Origin of the sequence: Brachybacterium sp. GCM10030268 (genome assembly GCF_042666305.1) — a bacterium.
Taxonomy (GTDB): domain Bacteria; phylum Actinomycetota; class Actinomycetes; order Actinomycetales; family Dermabacteraceae; genus Brachybacterium.
Genome location: NZ_JBHTCW010000004.1, coordinates 296773 through 317169, shown reverse-complemented (window position 1 = coordinate 317169; position 20397 = coordinate 296773). Strand labels below are relative to the sequence as shown.

The following is a 20397-nucleotide window of genomic DNA, read 5'->3' as shown; positions in this document are numbered from 1 at the left end:
GTGCCCTTACTCCTCGCGCTGGCGCCGGCTGGCCCACAGGGCGGCAGCTCCGCCACCGAGCGCGAGGGTCGTCAGTGCCGCTGCTCGGCCCGGCTCGTTGCCGGTCTCGGCGAGTTCGTCGCTGCGACCGTCCGAGGTGCCGCCATCGGAGCTGTCCCCGGTGGACGCGTCGCCGTCGGCCGCGCCGTCGTCGTTCGTATCGGAACCGGTCGAGCCGCCACCGCTGAGCAGTTCGCCGATCAACAGGGCCTGGGCAGCGGCCTGCCGGGCCGAGGAGTTCCGAGCCTGATCGGGCTGGAAATCGTCCGTGGCAGGCTCGGGCGAGGCGGGGCGCTCCTCGGGCCGGGCGGGCCGGTCGTCGCTCCCGTTCGGTGCGGGATCCTCGCCGTCCTCCCTGCCCTCGTCATTCCCGGGGGCGGGGTCGGCCGGGGGAGTGGTCGTCGAGGTGTCGCCATCCTCGGCCGGCTCGTCGGGTCCGGTGCCGTCGTTGGGCGCATCAGGGTTCTGCCCGTCGTCGGCCCCGTCGTTCCCGTCAGCCCCGTCGGCCCCATCAGTTCCGTCGTTGCCGGCCGGATCATCGGGAGCGTCATCGCCGTCGGCGCCGGATCCGGCTCCGTCATCGCCGTCCGTCGCATCATCCCCGTCGGCCCCGTCCGACCCATTGCCCTGGTCGGGCGCGGTGCCGTCGGCATCATCCGGGCTCGTCGGGTCCGGGCTGGTCGGTTCAGGGTCCTCGGTGGGCTCCGGCTCCGGTTCGGGGTCCGAAGTCGGTGAGGCGGACGGGTCCTCCGGCGGCTCCGTCGAATCGTCGGGCGGTTCAGCCGGATCGGCAGGCGGTTCCGTCGGCTCCGGCTCCGGCTCCTCTGTCGGTTCCGTCGGCTCCGTCGGCTCCGGCTCCTGCGTCGGCTCGGGCTCCGGTGCCGGCTCTTCTGCGTCCTCCCCGGTCACGGTGAACTGGCCGGTGACCTGGTCTCCGCCCGCCTCGACGACGAACGAGTAGTCGCCCGGCACCTCGGGGCCGTACGTCGACGAGAGGGTACCGTCGCGATCAGAGGTGACCGGGATGGTCTGCGGGCCGGTCCCGGAGGGGCCCGCGATCTTGATCGTGCCCGGGGAGTTCGCCGGGAAGCACTCACCGGTCATCGTCACCGTCTCGCCGGGCGCGATCTCGGAGGGAGAGGCCGAGACCCGTGCGCTGCTGCACACCTCCCCGGCCATCGGTGCCGTCTCGGCGACGCCCGGCGCGATGAACACAGCTGCCGGAGCCAGCGAGCACGCTGCAGCCAGCAGCAGCCCGGCTCCGATCCTGGCGGCGGCCGGGCGACGGCGGGTGGTCACAGGGAGAACTCCTCGAAAGACACGGGGGACCGTCATACTCTATGGGGAGGTCCCCCCGTTGTCCCCCGCATGGAGTTCATCCTCGGGCAAACACTTCGTGAACGACCTCTTCGGTGTCGACCTGAAGGAGCCCGCCATGACGCAGGACGAAGGACCAGTCGTCGCTCTCGACGAAGGCCCGAGCCCCGATCGCCTCGACCGTGCCCACGAGGGCGCCGTCGGCACCGCCCCGGCTCCGGCGCTGCCCCCGCTCACCGACTCCGAGGCCCAGGACATCGCCGCCGAGGCCGATGCCGTGGTCACCGAGGTCGCCACCATCGTCGAGGGCAAGAGCGAGGTGGCCCGCATCGCCGTGCTCGTTCTGCTGGCCGGTGGGCACCTGCTGATCGAGGACATTCCCGGCGTCGGCAAGACCATGCTCGCCAAGTCGCTCGCGGCCGCCCTCGGCGCCGAGCGCCACCGCATCCAGTTCACCCCGGACCTGCTGCCGGGAGACGTCACCGGCGCCAGCATCTTCAACCAGGCCACCGGGGAGTTCGAGTTCCGCCGCGGCGCCGTGTTCACCCAGATCCTGCTGGCCGACGAGATCAACCGCGCCTCGCCGAAGACGCAGTCCGCCCTGCTCGAGGCCATGGAGGAGCGCCAGGTCAGCGTCGACGGCACAACCTACGAGCTGGATGAGCCGTTCATGGTGGTCGCCACCGCCAACCCGGTCGAGATGGAGGGGACCTACCGCCTGCCCGAGGCGCAGCGGGACCGCTTCCTCGCGCAGACCACGATGGGCTACCCCATCCAGGCCGCCGAGACGCGCATGCTCGCCGCCCAGACCGGCCCCGTGCCCGAGGGCGACCGCGAGACCCTCGACGCCGTGCAGCGGCGCACCACCCCGGAACGCATCGCGGCGCACGTACGCGACGTGCGCCGCGTCCATGCCTCCCCGCTGATCCTGGACTACGTGGTCCGCCTGGCCGACGCCACCCGCTCCCACCCGCAGGTCACCCTCGGAGCGTCCCCGCGCGCGGCGGTGCACCTGGTGCGCGCGGCCAAGGCCCACGCCGCCCTCGCCGGTCGCACCTTCGTCGACCCCGAGGACATCCGCTCCGTGCTCATGCCCGTGTGGCGCCACCGCATGCACCTGACCCCTCAGGCCCTCTCGCGGGGCGCGAGCGCGGGCGATCTGCTCGACCAGGTGCTGCGCAGCACCCCCCAGTCGTGACTCCGCGCCCGGGGACGGTCCTGCGGCCCACCGCTCGCGGCGTCGTCGTGATCGTGCTGGCCGTGGCCTGCTGGGTGCTGGCGGACCTGACCCGGGTGATGCCCGCCCGCTATCTCGCCGCGGCCCTGCTGCTGGCCCTGCTGATCGGCGCCGCCGGGATCCTGATCTCCCGGATCGGGCTGGATGCGCGGCGCCAGGTCCTCGATGACGCCGTGCCCGTCGGCTCCGTGGCCCGCGTGCAGCTGGACCTCGTCGGCCGGCCCCCGCTGACCGTGCTCCCGCTGGGCCGCGGCGCCGTGCGCGAGCACCTGCCCGCGGCCCTCGGCGGCCAGGGCGACCTCACGCTGGCCCGGCACATGCCCCACGTGCTGCGAGTCAGCCACCGCGGCCCCCACGAGCTGGGGCCGATCAGCATCATCGTGCGCGACGTGTTCGGGCTGTTCCATCTGCGCCGCACCATCGAGGACGGCCAGCGCATCACCGGACTGCCGGTCGTCGCCGAGCTCACCCCCGCCGCCGCCCGCGCCACCGGCATCACCCGCGAGGGCACGGTAGGCGCCGCCATGGCCCCCGGCGTGGGGGAGATCGGGCCCATCGCCCGGCCCTACGCCACCGGGGACGACATCCGCCGCATCCACTGGCGGGCCAGCGCCCGCACCGGCCAGCTGATGACCCGCGAGGACGAGCCCGCCGAAGGCCACAGCGCCGTGGTCGTGCTGGACACCACCCGGCGCGGCGAGCCCGATCCGGAGGTGGAGGACCGCCTGGTCTCCCACGCCGCGACCGTGCTGGAGTCCCTGGGCCAGAACGGCTGGGAGGTGCGCGTGCTGGAGGCCTCCGGGGACGAGATCACCCGCACCGGCACCCGCCGCGGCCTCTCCGGCACCTCGCCTCTGGGCAGCGAGGCCGACGCGCTCGAGCAGCGCTCCTCACTGATGGCACTGGCCGAACTCGACTTCGACGACGACTGCACCGGCATCGGCCAGGACCACGCCGCCGGGCACACCGCCCTGGCCATCGCCCTCGGGCCCGACGACGGCGAACCGTTCGCCGGCCTCGAACTGGACCGCTTCGCCGGTCGCGCCGCGAACCGCACCGCCATCGCCCTGCGGGCCCTGCGCGAGGACGACGAGGACTCCGGCCGGCGCCGGCCCGCCCGCCGGATCGGCCCCGGCGCGGAGGCCGACGAGATGGGGCACGACGGCGTGGGGGCCGACGGGATACGGGCCGATGGGACCGCGGCCGACGGTGTGGGGGCGGACGGCCCACTCGGCGATCCCGCCGTCGGCCCCGCGCCCACCCGGTCCCGGCTCGGGGCATGGACTCTGGTGCGCGGCACGACGGCCGACAGCCTGACCGACCTGCTCACCGCGGCCGAGGCGGAGGAGACACCATGAGTCCCCTGATCGGACGCCCGGCCCTGCGCGGCCGGCACCTCGTCAGCCGCTCGCTGCTGCTGCTGGTGGCGATCCTGCTGGCCTCGGCGCCCATGTCCATGCTCCTGGCGGGGTCCTCCTGGCTGATGCTGACGGCCGCGGCGGCGACCCCGGTGATCCTCGGCGGGATCGTGCTGCGCCAGGTGCTTCGGCACCAGGCGCTCGTGCCCCTCGGGCAGGTCGTGGTGGTCGCGCTGCTGGTGCTCGTGATCGAGCTGTACCAGGGCGTGGTCCGGCTCGAGGACGGCCCCATCAGCATGATCACCGACCAGGCTGCGATCTTCCCGGCCGCCGTCAGCGAACTGGCCTCCGGCATGGCGCCGCTGAGCCTCGGCGCCCGCGCGACCGTCATCGTGATCCTGATGATGGCCCTGGTCACGCTGGTGCTGGACCTCGTCTTCGTGGACCTGGGGTGGCATACGCCCGTCGGCATCGCCCTGCTGTGCTTCCTGCTGGTCCCGGCCCTGCAGCAGCCCTCCGGCGGCCAGTGGTGGACGGTCGCCGCGCCCGTGCTCGCCGGTCTGATGATCCTGGCGACCCGCACCGTCCACGCCGACCCCTCCTATCTGGAGGGCGACCGCCGGCCGCAGGCAGGCCCGCTGGCCCGCCCCGGTCGCCATGCCGCCGTCACCGCGGTGTGCCTGGTGCTGGTGGCGGGGCTGGCCGCCCCGCTCGGCGCCGCGCTCCCGCAGGTCGCCTCGCCCCGCGTCGCCCTGAACATGGACGTGATCAACCGCTGGCAGAACCGCGACATCCCCCAGCTGGGCCCGGTGATGATCGATGACGACGTCTCGGTGCGCCGTTCCCTGCTGCAGCAGGAGGACGTCGAGGTCGCCCACTACACGACCACCGATCCTGAGCCCTCCTACCTGCGCCTGCGTACGCTGAACACCTACGACGGGGAGACCTACCGCAGTGACTCCGACAGCGAGCAGCCGGCTCTGAGCACCGCCGCGTTCTCCGACGCCCGCGACGACGGCGCACCCGTCTTCGGCGGCGACGACCTGGTCGAGACGCAGGTGGAGATCGGCAGCCTCGCCGGGGACCGGCTGCCCGTGCCCGACAACATCCGCGACATCTCCACCGCCGACCCGGCCGTGCTGGAGCAGCTCTCGCTGCGGCCCTCCAACGGGGAGATCGCCGTGGCCGGGAGACGCGCGGGGCTGACGGGCCTGCAGTACACGGTGACCTCCGAGGAGAGCAGCGCCAGCCCCGACCAGCTGCGCACCGTGGCCCCCGCCGTGTTCGAGACCCCCTTCGACGAGGGCTACACCTCCCGCGACGAGGTGCCGCCGATCGCCGCCGACCTCGCCGAGGAGATCGCCACCGATGCGGAGGCGGACAACGCCTTCGACACCGCCGTCGCCTACCAGGACTACTTCCGCTCCTCCTTCGCCTACTCCCTGACGGTCAGCACCCCGCCCGGGGAGGACCCGCTGGAGTCGTTCCTCTCCGACCGCATCGGCTACTGCGAGCAGTTCGCCGCCGCCTTCGCCCTGATGATGACCTCGCAGGGCTACCCCACGCGGGTGGCGATCGGCTTCACCGCCGGGGAGCAGGACGGTGACGAATGGTCCGTGAACTCCCAGAACGCGCATGCCTGGCCCGAGGTGTGGTTCGGGCCCCGGTACGGCTGGGTGCGATTCGAGCCGACGCCGGCCGCCGCCAACAACGGGGTGCGCCCGCCCGGCGTCACCGATGAGAACCAGGGAGCCGACGAGGCCGAGGAGCCGGCGCAGGAGGAGACGGAGCCCAGCCCGGAGGCGGCCGAGGAGAGCCCCAGCACCGAGGAGACCTCCTCCGAGGACCCGGAGGACTCCACGGAAGCGGCGGCATCCGACGGCGGCGGGCTGGGCAGCAACCCCGAGACCGTCAACCGTGTCGAGAGCGGGCTGGTGCTCGGCCTCTCGATCGGTGCCCTGGTCGCCGCGGCGGGCGCGGCAGCCGTGGTGCTGATCCGGCGGCACCGCATGCGACTGCGTGAGGACCGGTGGAACAGCCTGCTGCTCGGTGAGGGCGGCGGTGGCGATGGGCCCGGTGGCTCCGGCGGTGCCGGTGGCTCTGGTGGCTCCGGCGGGCCCGGTGGGCCTGGTGGTGCCAGTGGGTCCGCAGGTCCCGGCGGGACCGGCTCCGGGGCCGGAGACGGGATGGCTGCGGCGGTGCTGGCCGGCACTGCCTCCCCGACGGCCGTCGAGCGAGTGCGGCGCCGAGCGGGGGAGCTGGCCTGGTCCGAGCTGACCCGGGAACTGGCCGTCCGCAGCCTGGCGATCCGGTGGCTGGGCTGGACCGGCGCCTGGGGCGTCCCCCCGCAGACGCTCTCCCTGGACCAGACGCTGCCCCCGGCCCGCGCGCTGGACGACCTACTGGACCAGGCAGGCCAGGGCGACACCGAGGTCACCGACGAGCACCGCGCCGCCGCGGCCCGCATCGCCTCGGCCTACACCGCCGCCCGCTACGCCGCGCCCCTGCCCGAGGGGGAGACGCCGCAGGCAGGCGCGTCCCCGTCGCAGATCGGGGAGAGCCCGTCGCACTCCGGCACGGATGCCCAGAGCGATCCGCGTCCCGACAACGCTCCCGCGGGAACGCATGGCGAGCGCACTGGGGACGTTCCCGCGGGAACGCGCGGGGAGCGTGCTGGGGACGTTCCCGCGGGAACGCGCGGTGCCCAGCACCCGCTGCGCCGGGACGCCGACACCGTCGTGGAACTGGTCCGCAACTCGCGCTGACCCCTCGACGCCCACCCCGTGGTGCCCCCAGGCGCCCCGTGATGCGTCCCTGTCGTGGGTGCCGGCGGATCCCACGTGCCGCCGGTGCGCCCCACGTGCCGCTGGTGAATCCCACGCGCCGCCGGTGGATCCCACGTGCCGCCAGATCCGTGAAGCTGTTGGTATTACGCTCCGATTCCAACGGGGTCACGGATCTGTCGGCGCCCAGCCCGGCCCTGCCTCGTGCCCACCCCGCCCGGCCCGGCCCAGCCTCGCCCGGCCCAGCCTCGCCCACCCCGCCCTGCCCAGCCTCGCGCGCTCCGCCCGGCCCAGCCGCGCCCGCCCCGCCCGGCCCAGCCGCGCCCGCCCCGCCCGGCCTCGGCGTCCCGCCCTGAGACGCCGTCCACCGTGCGTGCGACCCGTCGCGTGCCGTGCCGAGGATAGGTACTCTGGGGGCCGTCGTGCGCGCGGCAGGGCCGTCCTCGGGGGTGGATCCGGAGCTACGGAATGGGTCGGCGCGCTTTGCGAACGTCGTCTCGAAGGGGTCCCACCACATGTCCGTCACCGCTGGAGTGAAGCGGCGTCGCCGGCGCACCACCGTCGCCTCGAGCGCTGTCCTCTCGGTGATCGCCCTGGTCGTGACCGGGTTCGCGCTGAACTACCCGGGTCTGACGTCCTCGGACATCGAGAGCTCCAACGGCGGCGTCTGGGTGATGAACCAGCAGGACGGGCTGATGGGCCGGATGAACGTCGATGCCGGTGAGCTCGATGCACGCCTGGCGACCACGGGGGACGATCTCGACATCATCCAGTCCGGGACCACGGTGTTCGAGACCGGTTCGAACGGGATGACCCCCATCAACACCGCCTCGGTCCAGCGCGGCGGGCTGGTCGACCTGCCGCCCGAGACCGATCTGAAGCTCGGTGGGGACCGGGTGGTGATCGCCACCCCCGACGGGCGCGTCTGGATCCTCTCGCCCGAGGAAGCCGCGGCGTTCACGCCCAGCGGAGTCGACCCCAACTACACCGCGGAGGACGGCGCGCCGCTGGTGACGGTCTCCAGCGAGGGCACCGTGTTCCTCCTGGACGGCGACCAGCTGCTGACGTTCCCCCACTCCCAGGACACGCGCAAGACGAAGCCCGGGAAGCCGAACGTGGCCAGCAACGTCTCCAGTGACCCCGAGATGCTGAAACTGACAGCCGTCGGCGAGAAGCCCGTGATCCTGGACAAGGAGAACGGGATCCTGCGCGTCGGCACCGAGTTCAGGACGGTCGATCTCTCCGATCAGGGTGTCTCCAGCCTCGAGTCGGCGCGCCTGCAGAAGCCCAGCCCCACCTCGAAGAACTTCGCGCTCGCGACCGAGGACAGCCTGTTCGTGATTCCCTTCAGCGGCGGCGATCCCCAGGAGATCTCGGCGGGCGGGACCGGGGAGCCGGTGGTCCCTGCCCAGGCGAAGGGCTGCGTGTACGGGGCATGGAACAAGTCGATGCGCTACGTGCGCGCGTGCGAGGGCCAGGAGCCGGTGGCCGAACCGGTTCCGGAGGCGGATACCGCGGGGGACCTGACGCTGCGCGTGAACAACGACCTGGTGGTCCTCAACGACCAGGAGTTCGGCCTGTCCTGGAAGATCACGGACAAGATGCAGATCGTCGATGACTGGGTGATCAACCAGGACATCAAGACGAACACGTCCGAGGAGAAGGAGAAGGAGACCCTCACCACCACGATCACGAACATCGCGGCCGAGCGCGACGAGGAGAACCGCCCGCCCACGGCGAACGACGACGAGTTCGGCGTCAGACCCGGCCAGAGCGTGGTGCTGCCGGTGACGAGGAACGACACCGACCCCGACGGGGACATCCTCACCGTCTCGCTGCAGGGGGAGCAGCCCTCGATCGGCACGGTCACCCCCATCCGCGGAGGGACGCAGATGCAGATCGAGGTCGCCGATGACGCCAGCGGCAGCGCCTCGTTCACCTACATCGCCGACGACGGCCGCGGGCAGAGCGATACCGCCACCGTGACCCTCGACGTGCAGCCGGAGGGGGAGAACTCTGCCCCGGCGCCGGCCGAGGATGCCGTGACCAAGGTGAAGGTCCGCTCGGGCGCGGAGGTCAGCGTCAACATCAAGCCCTACTGGGAGGATCCCGAGGGTGACGCGTTCTATCTCGCCAATGCCACCACGCAGCCCGAGGACATCGTCACCTTCCGGCCCGACGGCCAGCTGACGTTCAACGACGCGGGCCTGGAGACGGGCACGAAGCAGGTCCAGGTCACCTTCCGCGACGAGTTCGGCGAGACCGCCGAGGGCACCGTCGAGGTCGAGACGGTCAGCGAGAACGACATCCCGCCCGTGACCACCGCCGACCACGCGAGCGTCGTCGCCGGTCAGGACACCACCATCGAACCGCTGGCGAACGACCTCAACCCCAACGGCGGGGACCTCGAGCTGACCAACGTATCCGAGACGGAGGGACTCGAGGTGGAGCCGGCACTGGATGCGGGCACGGTCTCGGTCTCCGGCGAGAGCCCGGGGACGTACTACCTCGAATACACGGTCGCCGCCGCCGGCTCCAGCACGGCCACCCAGGGTCTGATCCGCGTCGACGTCATCGAACCGGCCTCGGAGGAGCTCGCGCCGGTGGCGGTCGATGACATGGGAACCGTGACCACCGGTTCGGACACCTTGATCGACCCGCTGGAGAACGACGTCGACCCCACCGGGGGCGTGCTGGTGGTCAACTCCGGCTCCGTGCCCGAGAACAGCGGGCTCAAGGCGACCATCGTGTCCCATCACCTGGTCCGGGTCGAGGCCGAGCCGGGGGCCGAGGTCTCCGACGAACCGATCGCGCTGACCTACGAGGTCGCCAACTCCGCCGGCACCACGACCGGCACCATCCGCACGATGGTGGCCAGCACCGACACCCAGTTCGCCAATCCATCGGCGGTGCCCGACGAGGCCGTCGTCCGCGCCGGGGACATGGTCAACATCGACGTCGTCGGCAACGACGTCTCGCCGACGGATCTCGACCTGCACCTCGGCCAGATCCTCGACGACTCCGACGCCGAGACGAAGGGGCACGTCGAGACGCACGAGGACCAGCTGCGCTTCACGGCCGACGACGACGCCAGCGGCGAGGCGGTGGTGACCTATGAGGTGGTCGACGAGAGCGGTCGCACCGGCTCCGCCCGCACCACCATCACGATCGTGCCCCGCGATGCGCCCAACACGCCGCCCGGGCCGGACAACCTCACCGCCCGCACGGTGGCGGGCACGCCGGTGCGGATCCCGGTGCCGACCACGGGCATCGATGCCGACGGGGACTCGGTGATGCTCACGGGCATCACCAGTCCCACCCCGCAGCTCGGCGAGGTCACCGAGGCCAACGGCCAATGGATCGAATACGTGCCACACGAGGACGCCGCGGGCACCGACCGGTTCAGCTATCAGGTCATGGACCGGCACGGCGCGATCGGCACGGCGGACGTGCAGGTCGGCGTGGCGCCGCCGAACGAGATGAACCTCGAGCCGTACGCGGTCGACGACACCGTCGAGGTGAAACCGGACCGCGAGGTCCAGATCCCGGTGCTGGAGAACGACACGGACCCCGAGGGGGCGCCGCTCAGCGTCGTCCGCGAGGACGTCGAGGCAATGACGGACATCGAGGTGGCCGATCCGGAGCAGGAGAAGAACGACGGCGTGGTCACCGTGACCACCCCGTCGGAGCCGGGAACTCACACCGTGCTCTACAGCGCCTCGGACGGGCAGCTGAAGAGCTCGGCGACGATCACCATCAAGGTCGATCCCAATGCGCCCGAGCGCGCGCCGATCGCGCGGGACGACTTCGTCTCCGCCGAGGAGGTGCTCGATCCCGAGGCCGAGTACGTCGACGTGGACGTGCTGGCCAACGATTCGGATCCCGACGGCAGCACCAGTGACCTGAAGGTCTCGCTGGACGAGGCTCCCGAGGGCACGCAGCTGCGCGACGACGGGATCGTGCGGGTGACCCCGCAGGAGGAGCAGCAGCGACTGCGCTACATCATCGAGGACGTCGACGGCCTGACCTCGGCCGGGTACGTCTGGGTGCCCGGCACCTCGAAGCAGGCCCCTGTGTGGGTGGGCGAGCCGATCCAGGTCCAGGGCGGGGCCGAGGCGACGGTGGACCTCTCCGACTCCGAGAACGTGCGGGTGCGGCCGGGCGCGGAGTCGGCGACGATCACCGATCCCAGCCTCGTCACCGCTGCCCACAGCGACGGCTCCGAACTCGTCCAGGACGAATCCACGCTGGTCTACCGCCCGGCGGAAGGCTTCTCGGGCAAGGACACCATCTCGGTGGAGGTCACCGACGGCGAGGTGGGCGACGCCACCGCGGCGACCGCGACCCTCGCGATCCCCGTGGAGGTCGCGCCGGAGGACTCCAACCTGCCGCCGACTCTGCAGGGCGCTGTGCTGGAGGTCGAGCAGGGCGGGCCGCAGGCGAGCGTCGACCTGGCCGCCTCCGCCGAGGATCCCGAGGGTGACGAGCTCACCTTCTCCCTCGGCGAGGTCCCGGCCACGGACGGCGTGAGCGTCGGTCTGGAGGGTTCGACCGTGACCGCGAAGGCCGGGGCGGAGGTGCCCAAGGGAACGATCGTGGACGTGCCGGTCTCGGTCACCGACGGGCACAGCGACCCGGTCCCGGCCAAGGTCCAGCTGACCGTGGGCGGCTCGAACCGGCCGCTGCTGGCCGCCGTTCTGGACAAGGACCAGATCGACGCGGGGCAGACCAAGTCCATCGACGTGCTCGCCAACGACTCCAACCCGTTCCCCGGCGGCAAGCGCGAGGTCGTCAGCCCCACCATCACCAGCGGTGAGGGAGAGATCGGCCTGGACGGGAACAAGGTCACGATCACCCCGGATGCCGGCTTCCACGGGATCCTGACTGCGCAGTACGGCGTCAAGGATGACACCGGCGACCCGGACCGGCAGGTCACCGGTGAGATCCGGGTGACCGTGCGTGCCGCGCCCGAGCCGCCGTCGGCCCCGCGGATCGGCGAGGTGGGCGACGGGTTCGTCGAGCTGAACTTCAAGGCCGGGGCCGACAACGGTGCCCCGATCACCGGCTACGAGGTCTCCACGGCCACCGGGCCGTCCGTGACGCAGGAGTGCGCCTCGACCTCGTGCACCATCTCCGGGCTGCAGAACGACGTGGAGTACACCTTCCAGGTCGTCGCGAACAACGAGGTGGGCCCGTCGAAGGCCTCGGTGGCCTCGGCCACGGCACGGCCGGACGTGCGCCCCGAGAAGCCGGAGACCCCGTCGGCCCAGCGCGGCGACCAGCAGTTGACCGTGGGCTGGAGTGCGCCGGTCAATCATGGCTCCGCCATCCAGAAGTACGACCTGCAGATGCAGGACACCGCCACCGGTGAGCTCCACACCCGCGAGGTGGAGTCGGGTTCGACCGAGCTCGCCTGGGAGGGGCTGACCAATGGGACCGATTACCGGTTCCGGGTGCGGGCCCACAACCTCGCCGACCAACCGTCGGACTGGTCGGGCTGGTCGCGGGCGGAGCACCCGGCAGGCAAGCCCGCCGCCCCCAGCGGCACCGCGACCGCTGAACGCGTCAGCACTGCGCTCGGCGGCAGCGTCAAGGTGACCTGGCCGAAGATGACCACGGCCGAGGCCAACGGCGAGCCGATCACCGAGTACATCGTCAAGGCCTCCTCCGGCGCGGAGCAGACGGTCGATGCGAGCACGAGGTCGGCCACCTTCAGGAACCTCGACCGGAACAAGGAGCACACCTTCACCTACATCGGTGTGAACTCCGTGGGCCGCGGCACCGGCGCGTCCTCGCCGTCGGAGGCCGTCGTCCCCTGGGCGGTGCCGGATGCTCCGACCGGGGTGAAGGCCTCCCTGCCCAGCGAGGGCAAGGGCGACGGGCCGAACGGGCGAGCGCACGTGGAATGGAATACCGCCGAGAGCAACGGCACCGAGATCAAGGACTACGTGATCACCTGGTCCGGCGGCGGCAGCAAGGTCGTCGACAAGTCGGCGACCTCGGCGGACATCAGCGGACTGACCAACGGCAAGGCCTACAGATTCCAGGTCCAGGCCCGGAACCGCTTCACCGAGAGCGACCGTTCCGGTGAGTCGAACTCAGTGAAGCCCTACACCAAACCGGCGAAGCCGCAGGTGTCGATCTCGACGAAGAGCTGCACGAACAGCAAGACGTGCCCGGTCTCCGTCACGGCGGAAGCACCCGGCGGCGATGGCGGCGGGGGCGGCAAGACGCTCGAGGTGTGGGTCGACGGATCCAAGAAATCCGTGAACGGCAACTCCTATTCGACGACCATCACGGCGAAATCCGGTTCGAGCCACAGCATTGAAGCGCGCGTGGTGAACGGCAAGGGTCTCTCCAGCGACAAGGTCTCGCAGAGCAAGAAGGCCCAGACCTATACTCCGCCGGATCCGGCCATGGACGGTGGCGTGACGTGGGGGGAGAAAGTCCCTGCCGGCACCAAGGGGTGCGACAGTGGGAACTGCCGGTACTTCCGCTTCTCGCTGAAGAACCTTGAGCCCGGCGCGACGTACAAGGTGACGCTGTCCAACGAGGGCGAGACGAACTACAAGTGCTTCGATCTGAAAGCCGGCAGCAATGGCCGGGCCACGACGGCGGCGAGGTCGAACTTCTACGGGTATGTGCGCGGTGGGGAGCCGGACTGGCCCCTGACGATCAAGGTCGGCCGCAAATGCGGGAACACCAAGGTCGTGGCCGACGGCATCTACATGCCGAGCTGAGGGGCGAGAGGCCTTGCCCGCGTCGGCCACGGGGGCTCGCCATGGGAGACGGTCGCAGCGGCTCGCCGTCGCCCGCTGGTGCGGTGGCCCGCCGTGGCCTGCCGATGCCGCGGCGGGTCTCTTGGCACGGGAGCGGTCGTCGACTACTGGCGATATAGCGGGAACCGATCCTCATAGAGCAACGGCACCCGCTCCTGATAACGGCACCCGCTCCTGATCCAGTACCCGACGACGAGGCACTCGCGCGAAGATCGCTAGGCTGGTGCGGCGGTGCGCCCGGGAGAGCGACGGTAGTCCCGGAAGAACGGCGGTCCGAGCAGGAGAGGAGTCGAGGATGTCCCATCCGGCAGGGAACACGGGGTGCGGCTGCGGCTGCGGTACACCCTCGCGCGATCAGTTCGTCGAACTCGGCTCGACCCGTACCGGGCAGACCGCCACGGGTGACGGCGCACAGCCTCGGCACGGCATCGAGCAGGTCCGCGTGCCCGCGGGGACGTTCACCATGGGCGACTCCTCGGGCGACCGTAATCGGGCCGACGGGGAGACCCCGCGCCACCAGGTCGCCCTCAGCGCCTTCGAGATCGACGCCACCAGCGTGACCAATGCCGACTTCGCCCGCTTCGTCGAGGCGACCGGCTACCGCACCGAGGCCGAGACCTTCGGGTTCTCCGCCGTGTTCCACCTCGCCGTCGCTGCGAAGGACGAGGAGATCATGGGCCCGGCCCAGGGCACCCCGTGGTGGCGCGGCGTCCAGGGCGCCGACTGGCGCCACCCCGGCGGCTCCCGGTCCGGCATCGACGGGCTCGAGGACCATCCCGTCGTCCACGTGAGCTGGAATGACGCCGTGGCGTACTGCGAATGGGCCAGCCGCCGCCTGCCCACCGAGGCCGAATGGGAGTACGCCTCCCGCGGCGGCCTGGAGGGCGCGAAGTACCCGTGGGGCGATGCGGAGGTCGACGAGGGCGGCTGGCGCGCCAACATCTGGCAGGGCGACTTCCCGCGCGTGAACACCCGCGAGGACGGCTTCCTCACCACCGCGCCCGTGCGCACCTTCGAGCCCAACGGCTACGGGTTGTGGCAGACCGTGGGCAACGTGTGGGAGTGGTGCCAGGACTGGTACCACCCGACCACCTACCGCCGCGGGACGACCGCGGAGCACCGCACCACCGCCCACGACCCCGTCGGCCCCGAGGACGGCCAGGCCCGGGTGATGCGCGGCGGCAGCTACCTCTGCCACATCTCGTACTGCAATCGGTACCGCAACTCGGCCCGTTCCCAGAACACCCCGGACTCGTCCATGGGCAACGGCGGATTCCGCACCGTCGCCCTGGTCGACAGGGACGGCCCCGACTCCTCGGCGACCCCCCGAAAGGCCGACGCATGAACGCTCCCCGCCGTTTCCCCGCCTCCGTCTACCGCGACGGCGAGGAGCCCGATCCGCGGTTCAGCCTCGCCAACGAGCGCACCTTCCTCGCCTGGCTGCGCACGGCGCTGGCCCTGTATGCCGGGGCGTTCGCCCTGGAGGCTCTCGCTCTGCCCCATGCCGTCGGCTGGCGCGTCTCCGCCGCCTCGGTCTTCCTCGTCCTCGGCACCATCGCGTCCCTGCAGGCGTGGCTCGGGTGGCGCGCCACCGAGAAGTCGCTGCGCCACGGGAGCCCGCTGCCCGGCCTGGCGGTGGGTGCCGTGCTGGTGGTGGGCATCATCATCGCCGCGGCACTGGTGTTCATCGGGTTGGTGGCGTGAGCGACGAGAACGAGCACGAGCACGAGCACGACGGACCCGTCGGCCCCGCGGGGGACGACGACCGTGAAGCCACCGGATCCGCGGGCCGCGGCGACCGGGGCGAGGCCGGCGCAGCCGGTGACCCGGACGGCGTCCAGGACGCGAGCGTCCACCCCGATCCCGCGGAGGCCGACGGCGAGGTGGCGCAGCCCGGTCAGGACGTCACCTCGATCTACGATCCGGGACTGCAGCCCGAGCGCACCCTGCTGTCGTGGCGGCGCACCTGCCTCGCCTTCGGGGTCGCGAGCCTGGTCGGGATGCGTTTCACCGTCGAGCAGCTGGGCCTGTTCGGCGCGGTCGCCGGGCTGGTCGGCGCCGGCCTCGCGGTGCTCGCCTACGTGCTGACCGCCTCCGGCTACCAGCGGGCACAGGACTCGCTGCTGGGACTGGGGCAGCTGGCCCGCGACGGCAAGCCGATGCTCGTGGGCACCGCGGCCGTGCTGTGCATCGGTCTGGTCTGTGCCTCGTACCTGGTCGTCAACCTCATCCGCTGAGCGGAGTCGAGGGTCCGGCGAGCCGCCGCCGGGCCGGCCCCGTCAGTCCTTGACGGGGTCAGAGACGTCGCGTGCGCCGTGCTCGCCCTCCGACGCGGCGGCGATCCGGTCGGACTCGGAGGCGCCCTGGGCATCGCGGCCGAACTTGCGGTGCTTGGCCTGCTCCTCGAAGATCCGGGCCGCGCGCACCGAATCGACCTCGCCGACGACGGGGTTGGGCTGGTGGGTCGCGCGGGTGCCGCCGTACAGCGTCAGCAGGTTCATCGCCACCGCGCGCCGGTTGCGGTGGCCGATCATCTTGGCCACGTGCACGCCCAGCCACGCCGCCCAGCCGACGGATCCCGTCAGGCCCGGCATGTGCGGGATCTCCGCGATCGCGGCGTGACGGCCGATGGTGGCCATGGTGCCCAGATCGGTGTACTCGAACTTCTTGCGCGGCTTGCCGGCGACCTCCGCGGCGATCGCGGCGGCCGCGGCCTCGCCCATCTGCACGGCGGGCTGGGCGAGCTGGGGGAGCGGATCGTCCTGGGCGGCGATGTCGCCGGCCGCGTAGACCCCCGGCAGGCCCTTGACCTGCAGGTAGTCGTCGACCTGGATGCGGCCGCGCTTGTCCTGCGGCAGCCCCCACTCCGAGACGATCTCCGGCACGGTGACGCCCGCGGCCCAGATGGTGATGTCCGATTCGAGGATGGTGTCGTCGTCGAGAACCACGTGGTCGTAGCCCACCGACTGCACGCCCTTGCCCAGCTGCAGCGTGACCCCGCGCTCGCGCAGCTCCTCGGCCGCGTACTCGCGGAACTCGGGACGGAACTCCTTGATGAGGTCCTCGCCGCGGTTCAGCACGGTGATCTGCAGCGTGCCCGGGTCCATCTCGGGGTAGAGGATGTCCAGCTCCTGCATGCGGAAGTCCGCCAGCGCGCCGGCGATCTCCACGCCCGTCGGCCCGCCGCCGACCACGCACACGTGCAGCCGGTCCACGCCGGCCTCCGCCTCGCGGCTCGAACGCTCCAGCTCCGAGAAGACCCGGTCGCGGATCGCTATCGCCTGCGAGCGGGTGTACATCGGCATGGCGTGCTCTTCGGCGCCCGGGGTCCCGAAGAACGTGGTCGTGGCGCCGTTGGCGACGATCAGGTAGTCGTACTCGAGCTCATGGGTGCCCTGCTGGCCCTCGTCGATGGTGACGGTCCTGTGCTCGGGATCCACGCCCGTGACATGGCCCTGGCGGTAGCGCATGTTGGGCACCTTCAGCGAGAGCCCGCGCAGGAACATGGTCACGTCGCCCGGGTTCAGGCCGGCGGTGGCCACCTGGTACAGCAGCGGCTGGAAGGTCTTGTACACGTTCCGGTCGATCAGGGTGACGCGCACGCGGGCGTCCCGCAGCGCCCTGACGGCGTGTGCCCCGGCGAATCCACCACCCAGGATGATCACGTGCGGCCAGCTGTGGCCATCCTTCGCGGGAACGGTGGGACGACGGCTGAGGAACGGCATGACCATGGTCAGGACTCCTAGGGCGACGAGGACGGCCACCCGGCCACCGCTCGTGCGAGCCGGGAACCGCGCCTGCATCTGGAACGGGGAGAGGCAGAGGAGCGGGCGGGCTGCGGGCGGGCCGGCGTGCGACTCGGGAGGCGAGCCCGAGGTCATGCCGGGCCCGGAGCCTGAGAAGGGTTCGCAGGGACCGGCTCGTCCGAAGTCCCCACCGATGCTACCCACTCCGGCGGCGTGCCGTCACCGCAGGCCGGGACAGTCGGTCGGGCACCACACGGGAAAACGGTCGCCGGCGGCGAGGCGGCGCATTCGGGGCCGGTCCGCTGCGCGCGGCACTGTCAAGCGGCGGCAAAGCTGACATTACGGTCCCATCACAGCGCACAGCCGGATCGGGACGGTAGATGAACATCGGATGACATGTCGCGGCCCGGACGGGGAACGGATGGGCGTGTCTCGGCTCCGGTGCGGTGAGATGGACCGCAGCGTTCCGCGTTCTTCCACTTCTCCTTCAGGAGCCATTCATGTTCGATTCCTCCGCACGCCGCATCGCGCGCGGCGCGTCCGTGGGCCTGGGCACCGTCGCGATCGCGTTCGCGTCGGCCGTGGTGCCCCTCGGCGCCGCAGCCGCCGATCCCGGCGACCAGGTCGACCTGCTCACCTTCAACGACTTCCACGGCGCCCTCCCGGCCGGGGACGCCTTCGCCTGCACCGTCGCCAACACCCGCGCGGCCAGCGAGAGCGGCAACACGGCGCTGCTGTCCGCCGGGGACAACGTCGGCGGCTCGGCCTTCGAATCGGCCGTGCAGAACGACGAGCCCACGATCGACTTCCTCAACGCGCTCGGCGTCGACGCGGCGGCGATCGGCAACCACGAGTACGACCAGGGCTACGAGGACCTCACCGGCCGCATCGCCCCGCGCACCGACTTCCCCGACCTCGCCGCGAACGTCTACCAGTCCGACGGCACCCTCCTGCACGACGCCTGGGCCGTGGTCGAGGCCGGTGACGTGAAGGTCGCCGTGATCGGCGCGGTCACCACCAAGACGACCGGCAAGGTCAGCCCCGCCGCCATCGAGGGTCTCGAGTTCCGCGACCCGGTCGACTCCGTCAACGACGCCGTCGCCGACCTCGAGGCATCCGGCGAGGACTACGACGTCGTCGTCGCCTCGTACCACGAGGGCGCCAGCGGCAACGGCGAGGCCGGCCAGGCCCCGGAGAACAGCGACCCGATCTTCGACAAGATCGTCGAGGAGACCTCCCCCGAGGTCGACGCCATCTTCAACGGCGACTCCCACCAGACCTACGCCTACACCGCCCCGGTGCCCGGCCAGGACGGCGAGATGCGTCCCGTCATCCAGGCCGGAGCCAGCGGTGAGTTCCTGGGCTCGACGAGCCTGCAGCTGGGCGAGGACGGCGACTGGGACGTCACCGGGGAGCCCGAGCTGATCGCCACCGAGGCCGCCGATCTCGAGGCCTGCGCCGACGATCCCGCCTACCAGGCCGCCTCCACGGTCGCCGCCGACGCCATCGAGGACGCCGCCGAGATCGGCGCCGAGCCCGTCGGCACCATCGAGGACGACATCACCACCTCGTGGGCCGGGGACAAGGCCGAGTACGTCGACGGCGTCCGCAAGCCCAGCGATCCGGTCACCGACCAGGCCACCACCAAGGGCGACAACCGCTCCCGCCACTCGGCCGCCGGCAACATGCTGGCCGACTCCATGAAGTGGTACCTCGAGGAGCGCGGCACCACGGAGGAGCACGAGGTCATCGGCTGGATGAACCCCGGCGGCATCCGCGCCGAGCTGTTCCACGAGGCGGCCGGGAACGAGGGCGACGGCGTGGTCACCTACGCCGAGGCCAACAACATGGTCCCCTTCGGCAACACCCTGAACTCCGGTGAGGTCACCGGTGCGCAGTTCGTGCAGATGCTCGAGGAGCAGTGGCAGCGCAACGCCGGCGGCGAGCCCACCAGCGAGTTCTACGCCTTCAGCGTCTCGAACAACGTCGAGTACGTCTTCGACGCCGAGCGGGAGATGGACGACCGCATCGTCGCGGTGCGGATCAACGGTGAGCCCATCGACCCCGAGGCGACCTACACGATCGTCACCGCGAGCTTCCTGTTCGAGGGCGGCGACAACATGCACACCCTGGCTCAGGCGCAGAACGTCAGCGACACCGGCGTGCTGGACCGCGAGGCCTTCGTCGAGTACCTCGGAGCCCACGAGAACCTCGAGCCCGACTACTCGCAGCGACAGGTCGAGGCCCACATCCTCGAGGGCGAGCAGCCCACCCTGCGCCTGCGCGGCCTGGAGTCCGAGAGCCTCGGCGCCCCGCAGATCACGACGGTCTCCGTCGACGCCGGCGAGCTCGGCACCTTCGAGGCCCCGTACGAGCTGGATTCGGACAGCGGCCGCTACACCGCCGAGGTCGCCCTGGGCGAGGACTTCTGTGTGAGCGAGGGCGAGTCGGTGCCGCTGACCGTCACCGCCCAGCCCGACACCGGCACCGCCGTCACCTACGAGGTCACCGCCGTCGGCGGCGAGGACTGCGGAACCCTCGAGTTCAGCGACGTGCCCCCGTCGAACATGTTCTACGACGAGATCATGTGGATGGCGAACGAGGGCTACTCCACCGGATGGGACGACGGCACCTTCCGCCCGCTGGAGCCCGTCAACCGCGACGCGATGGCGGCGTTCCTGTACCGCATGGCCGGATCGCCGGAGGTGGACCACCCGCGCAGCGAGCCGTTCACCGACGTCGAGAAGGGCGACGAGCACTACGACGCGATCATGTGGGCCTACCAGCAGGGCATCACCACCGGCTGGTCGGATCGCACCTTCCGCCCGACCCAGCCGATCGCCCGCGACGCGATGGCCGCGTTCGTCTACCGCTACGCGGGCTCGCCCGAGGTGGAGGCCCCGACCTCGCCCGTCTTCAGCGACGTGCCGGCCAGCACCATGTACGCCAAGGAAATCGCGTGGATGGAGTCCGAAGGCATCACGACGGGCTGGCCGGACGGCACCTACCGCCCGCTGAACCCGACCAACCGTGACGCCACCGCCGCGTTCCTGTACCGCATGAACACGGAGCAGGGCATCACCTACCTGTCCGAAGCGGACTGACCCCGCACGGCGGGCCGGGGAGTGATCCGCTCCC

General features: G+C 71.4%; 10 protein-coding genes. 8 read left to right on the top strand and 2 right to left on the bottom strand.

Going from position 1 to position 20397, the window contains the following annotated elements; all coding sequences use genetic code 11:
- Positions 1-6 precede the first annotated feature (6 nt).
- Positions 7-1338 (bottom strand): hypothetical protein, encoded by a 1332-nt coding sequence (locus ACFQRD_RS08905; RefSeq protein WP_377803792.1) that lies wholly within the window; start codon positions 1336-1338, stop codon positions 7-9.
- Between the two features lie 136 nt (positions 1339-1474).
- Between ACFQRD_RS08905 and ACFQRD_RS08900 the strand changes: the two genes are divergently transcribed.
- From ACFQRD_RS08900 to ACFQRD_RS08870, 7 genes are all read left to right on the top strand, one after another.
- The gene (locus ACFQRD_RS08900; RefSeq protein ID WP_377803791.1) at positions 1475-2554 is read left to right on the top strand and encodes an AAA family ATPase; all 1080 of its coding nucleotides are present in this window, start codon (positions 1475-1477) and stop codon (positions 2552-2554) included.
- Positions 2551-3951, top strand: coding sequence for a DUF58 domain-containing protein (locus ACFQRD_RS08895; RefSeq protein ID WP_377803790.1), 1401 nt, complete (start codon positions 2551-2553; stop codon positions 3949-3951). The genes ACFQRD_RS08900 and ACFQRD_RS08895 overlap by 4 nt, the downstream gene beginning before the upstream one ends.
- Positions 3948-6716, top strand: a complete 2769-nt coding sequence (locus ACFQRD_RS08890; protein WP_377803789.1) for a transglutaminaseTgpA domain-containing protein — start codon at positions 3948-3950, stop codon at positions 6714-6716. The genes ACFQRD_RS08895 and ACFQRD_RS08890 overlap by 4 nt, the downstream gene beginning before the upstream one ends.
- Before the next feature lie 533 nt (positions 6717-7249).
- Entirely contained in the window at positions 7250-13474 is a 6225-nt protein-coding gene (locus ACFQRD_RS08885; protein ID WP_377803788.1) for an Ig-like domain-containing protein, read from the top strand.
- Positions 13475-13808: 334 nt separating this feature from the next.
- Positions 13809-14858, top strand: coding sequence for a formylglycine-generating enzyme family protein (locus tag ACFQRD_RS08880; RefSeq protein WP_377019316.1), 1050 nt, complete (start codon positions 13809-13811; stop codon positions 14856-14858).
- Positions 14855-15217, top strand: coding sequence for a YidH family protein (locus ACFQRD_RS08875; RefSeq protein WP_377019317.1), 363 nt, complete (start codon positions 14855-14857; stop codon positions 15215-15217). Before ACFQRD_RS08880 ends, ACFQRD_RS08875 begins: the two co-directional genes overlap by 4 nt.
- A complete protein-coding gene (locus tag ACFQRD_RS08870) occupies positions 15214-15750 on the top strand; it encodes a DUF202 domain-containing protein (RefSeq protein ID WP_377793208.1) in 537 nt (178 codons plus the stop codon). Before ACFQRD_RS08875 ends, ACFQRD_RS08870 begins: the two co-directional genes overlap by 4 nt.
- A 42-nt stretch (positions 15751-15792) precedes the next feature.
- Here ACFQRD_RS08870 and ACFQRD_RS08865 read toward each other — a convergent pair whose 3' ends face one another.
- On the bottom strand, positions 15793-17244 hold the full coding sequence (locus ACFQRD_RS08865) for an NAD(P)/FAD-dependent oxidoreductase (RefSeq protein ID WP_377803845.1): 1452 nt from the start codon (positions 17242-17244) through the stop codon (positions 15793-15795).
- Positions 17245-17759: 515 nt separating this feature from the next.
- Between ACFQRD_RS08865 and ACFQRD_RS08860 the strand changes: the two genes are divergently transcribed.
- The gene (locus ACFQRD_RS08860; RefSeq protein WP_377803787.1) at positions 17760-20363 is read left to right on the top strand and encodes a 5'-nucleotidase C-terminal domain-containing protein; all 2604 of its coding nucleotides are present in this window, start codon (positions 17760-17762) and stop codon (positions 20361-20363) included.
- Positions 20364-20397 lie beyond the last annotated feature (34 nt).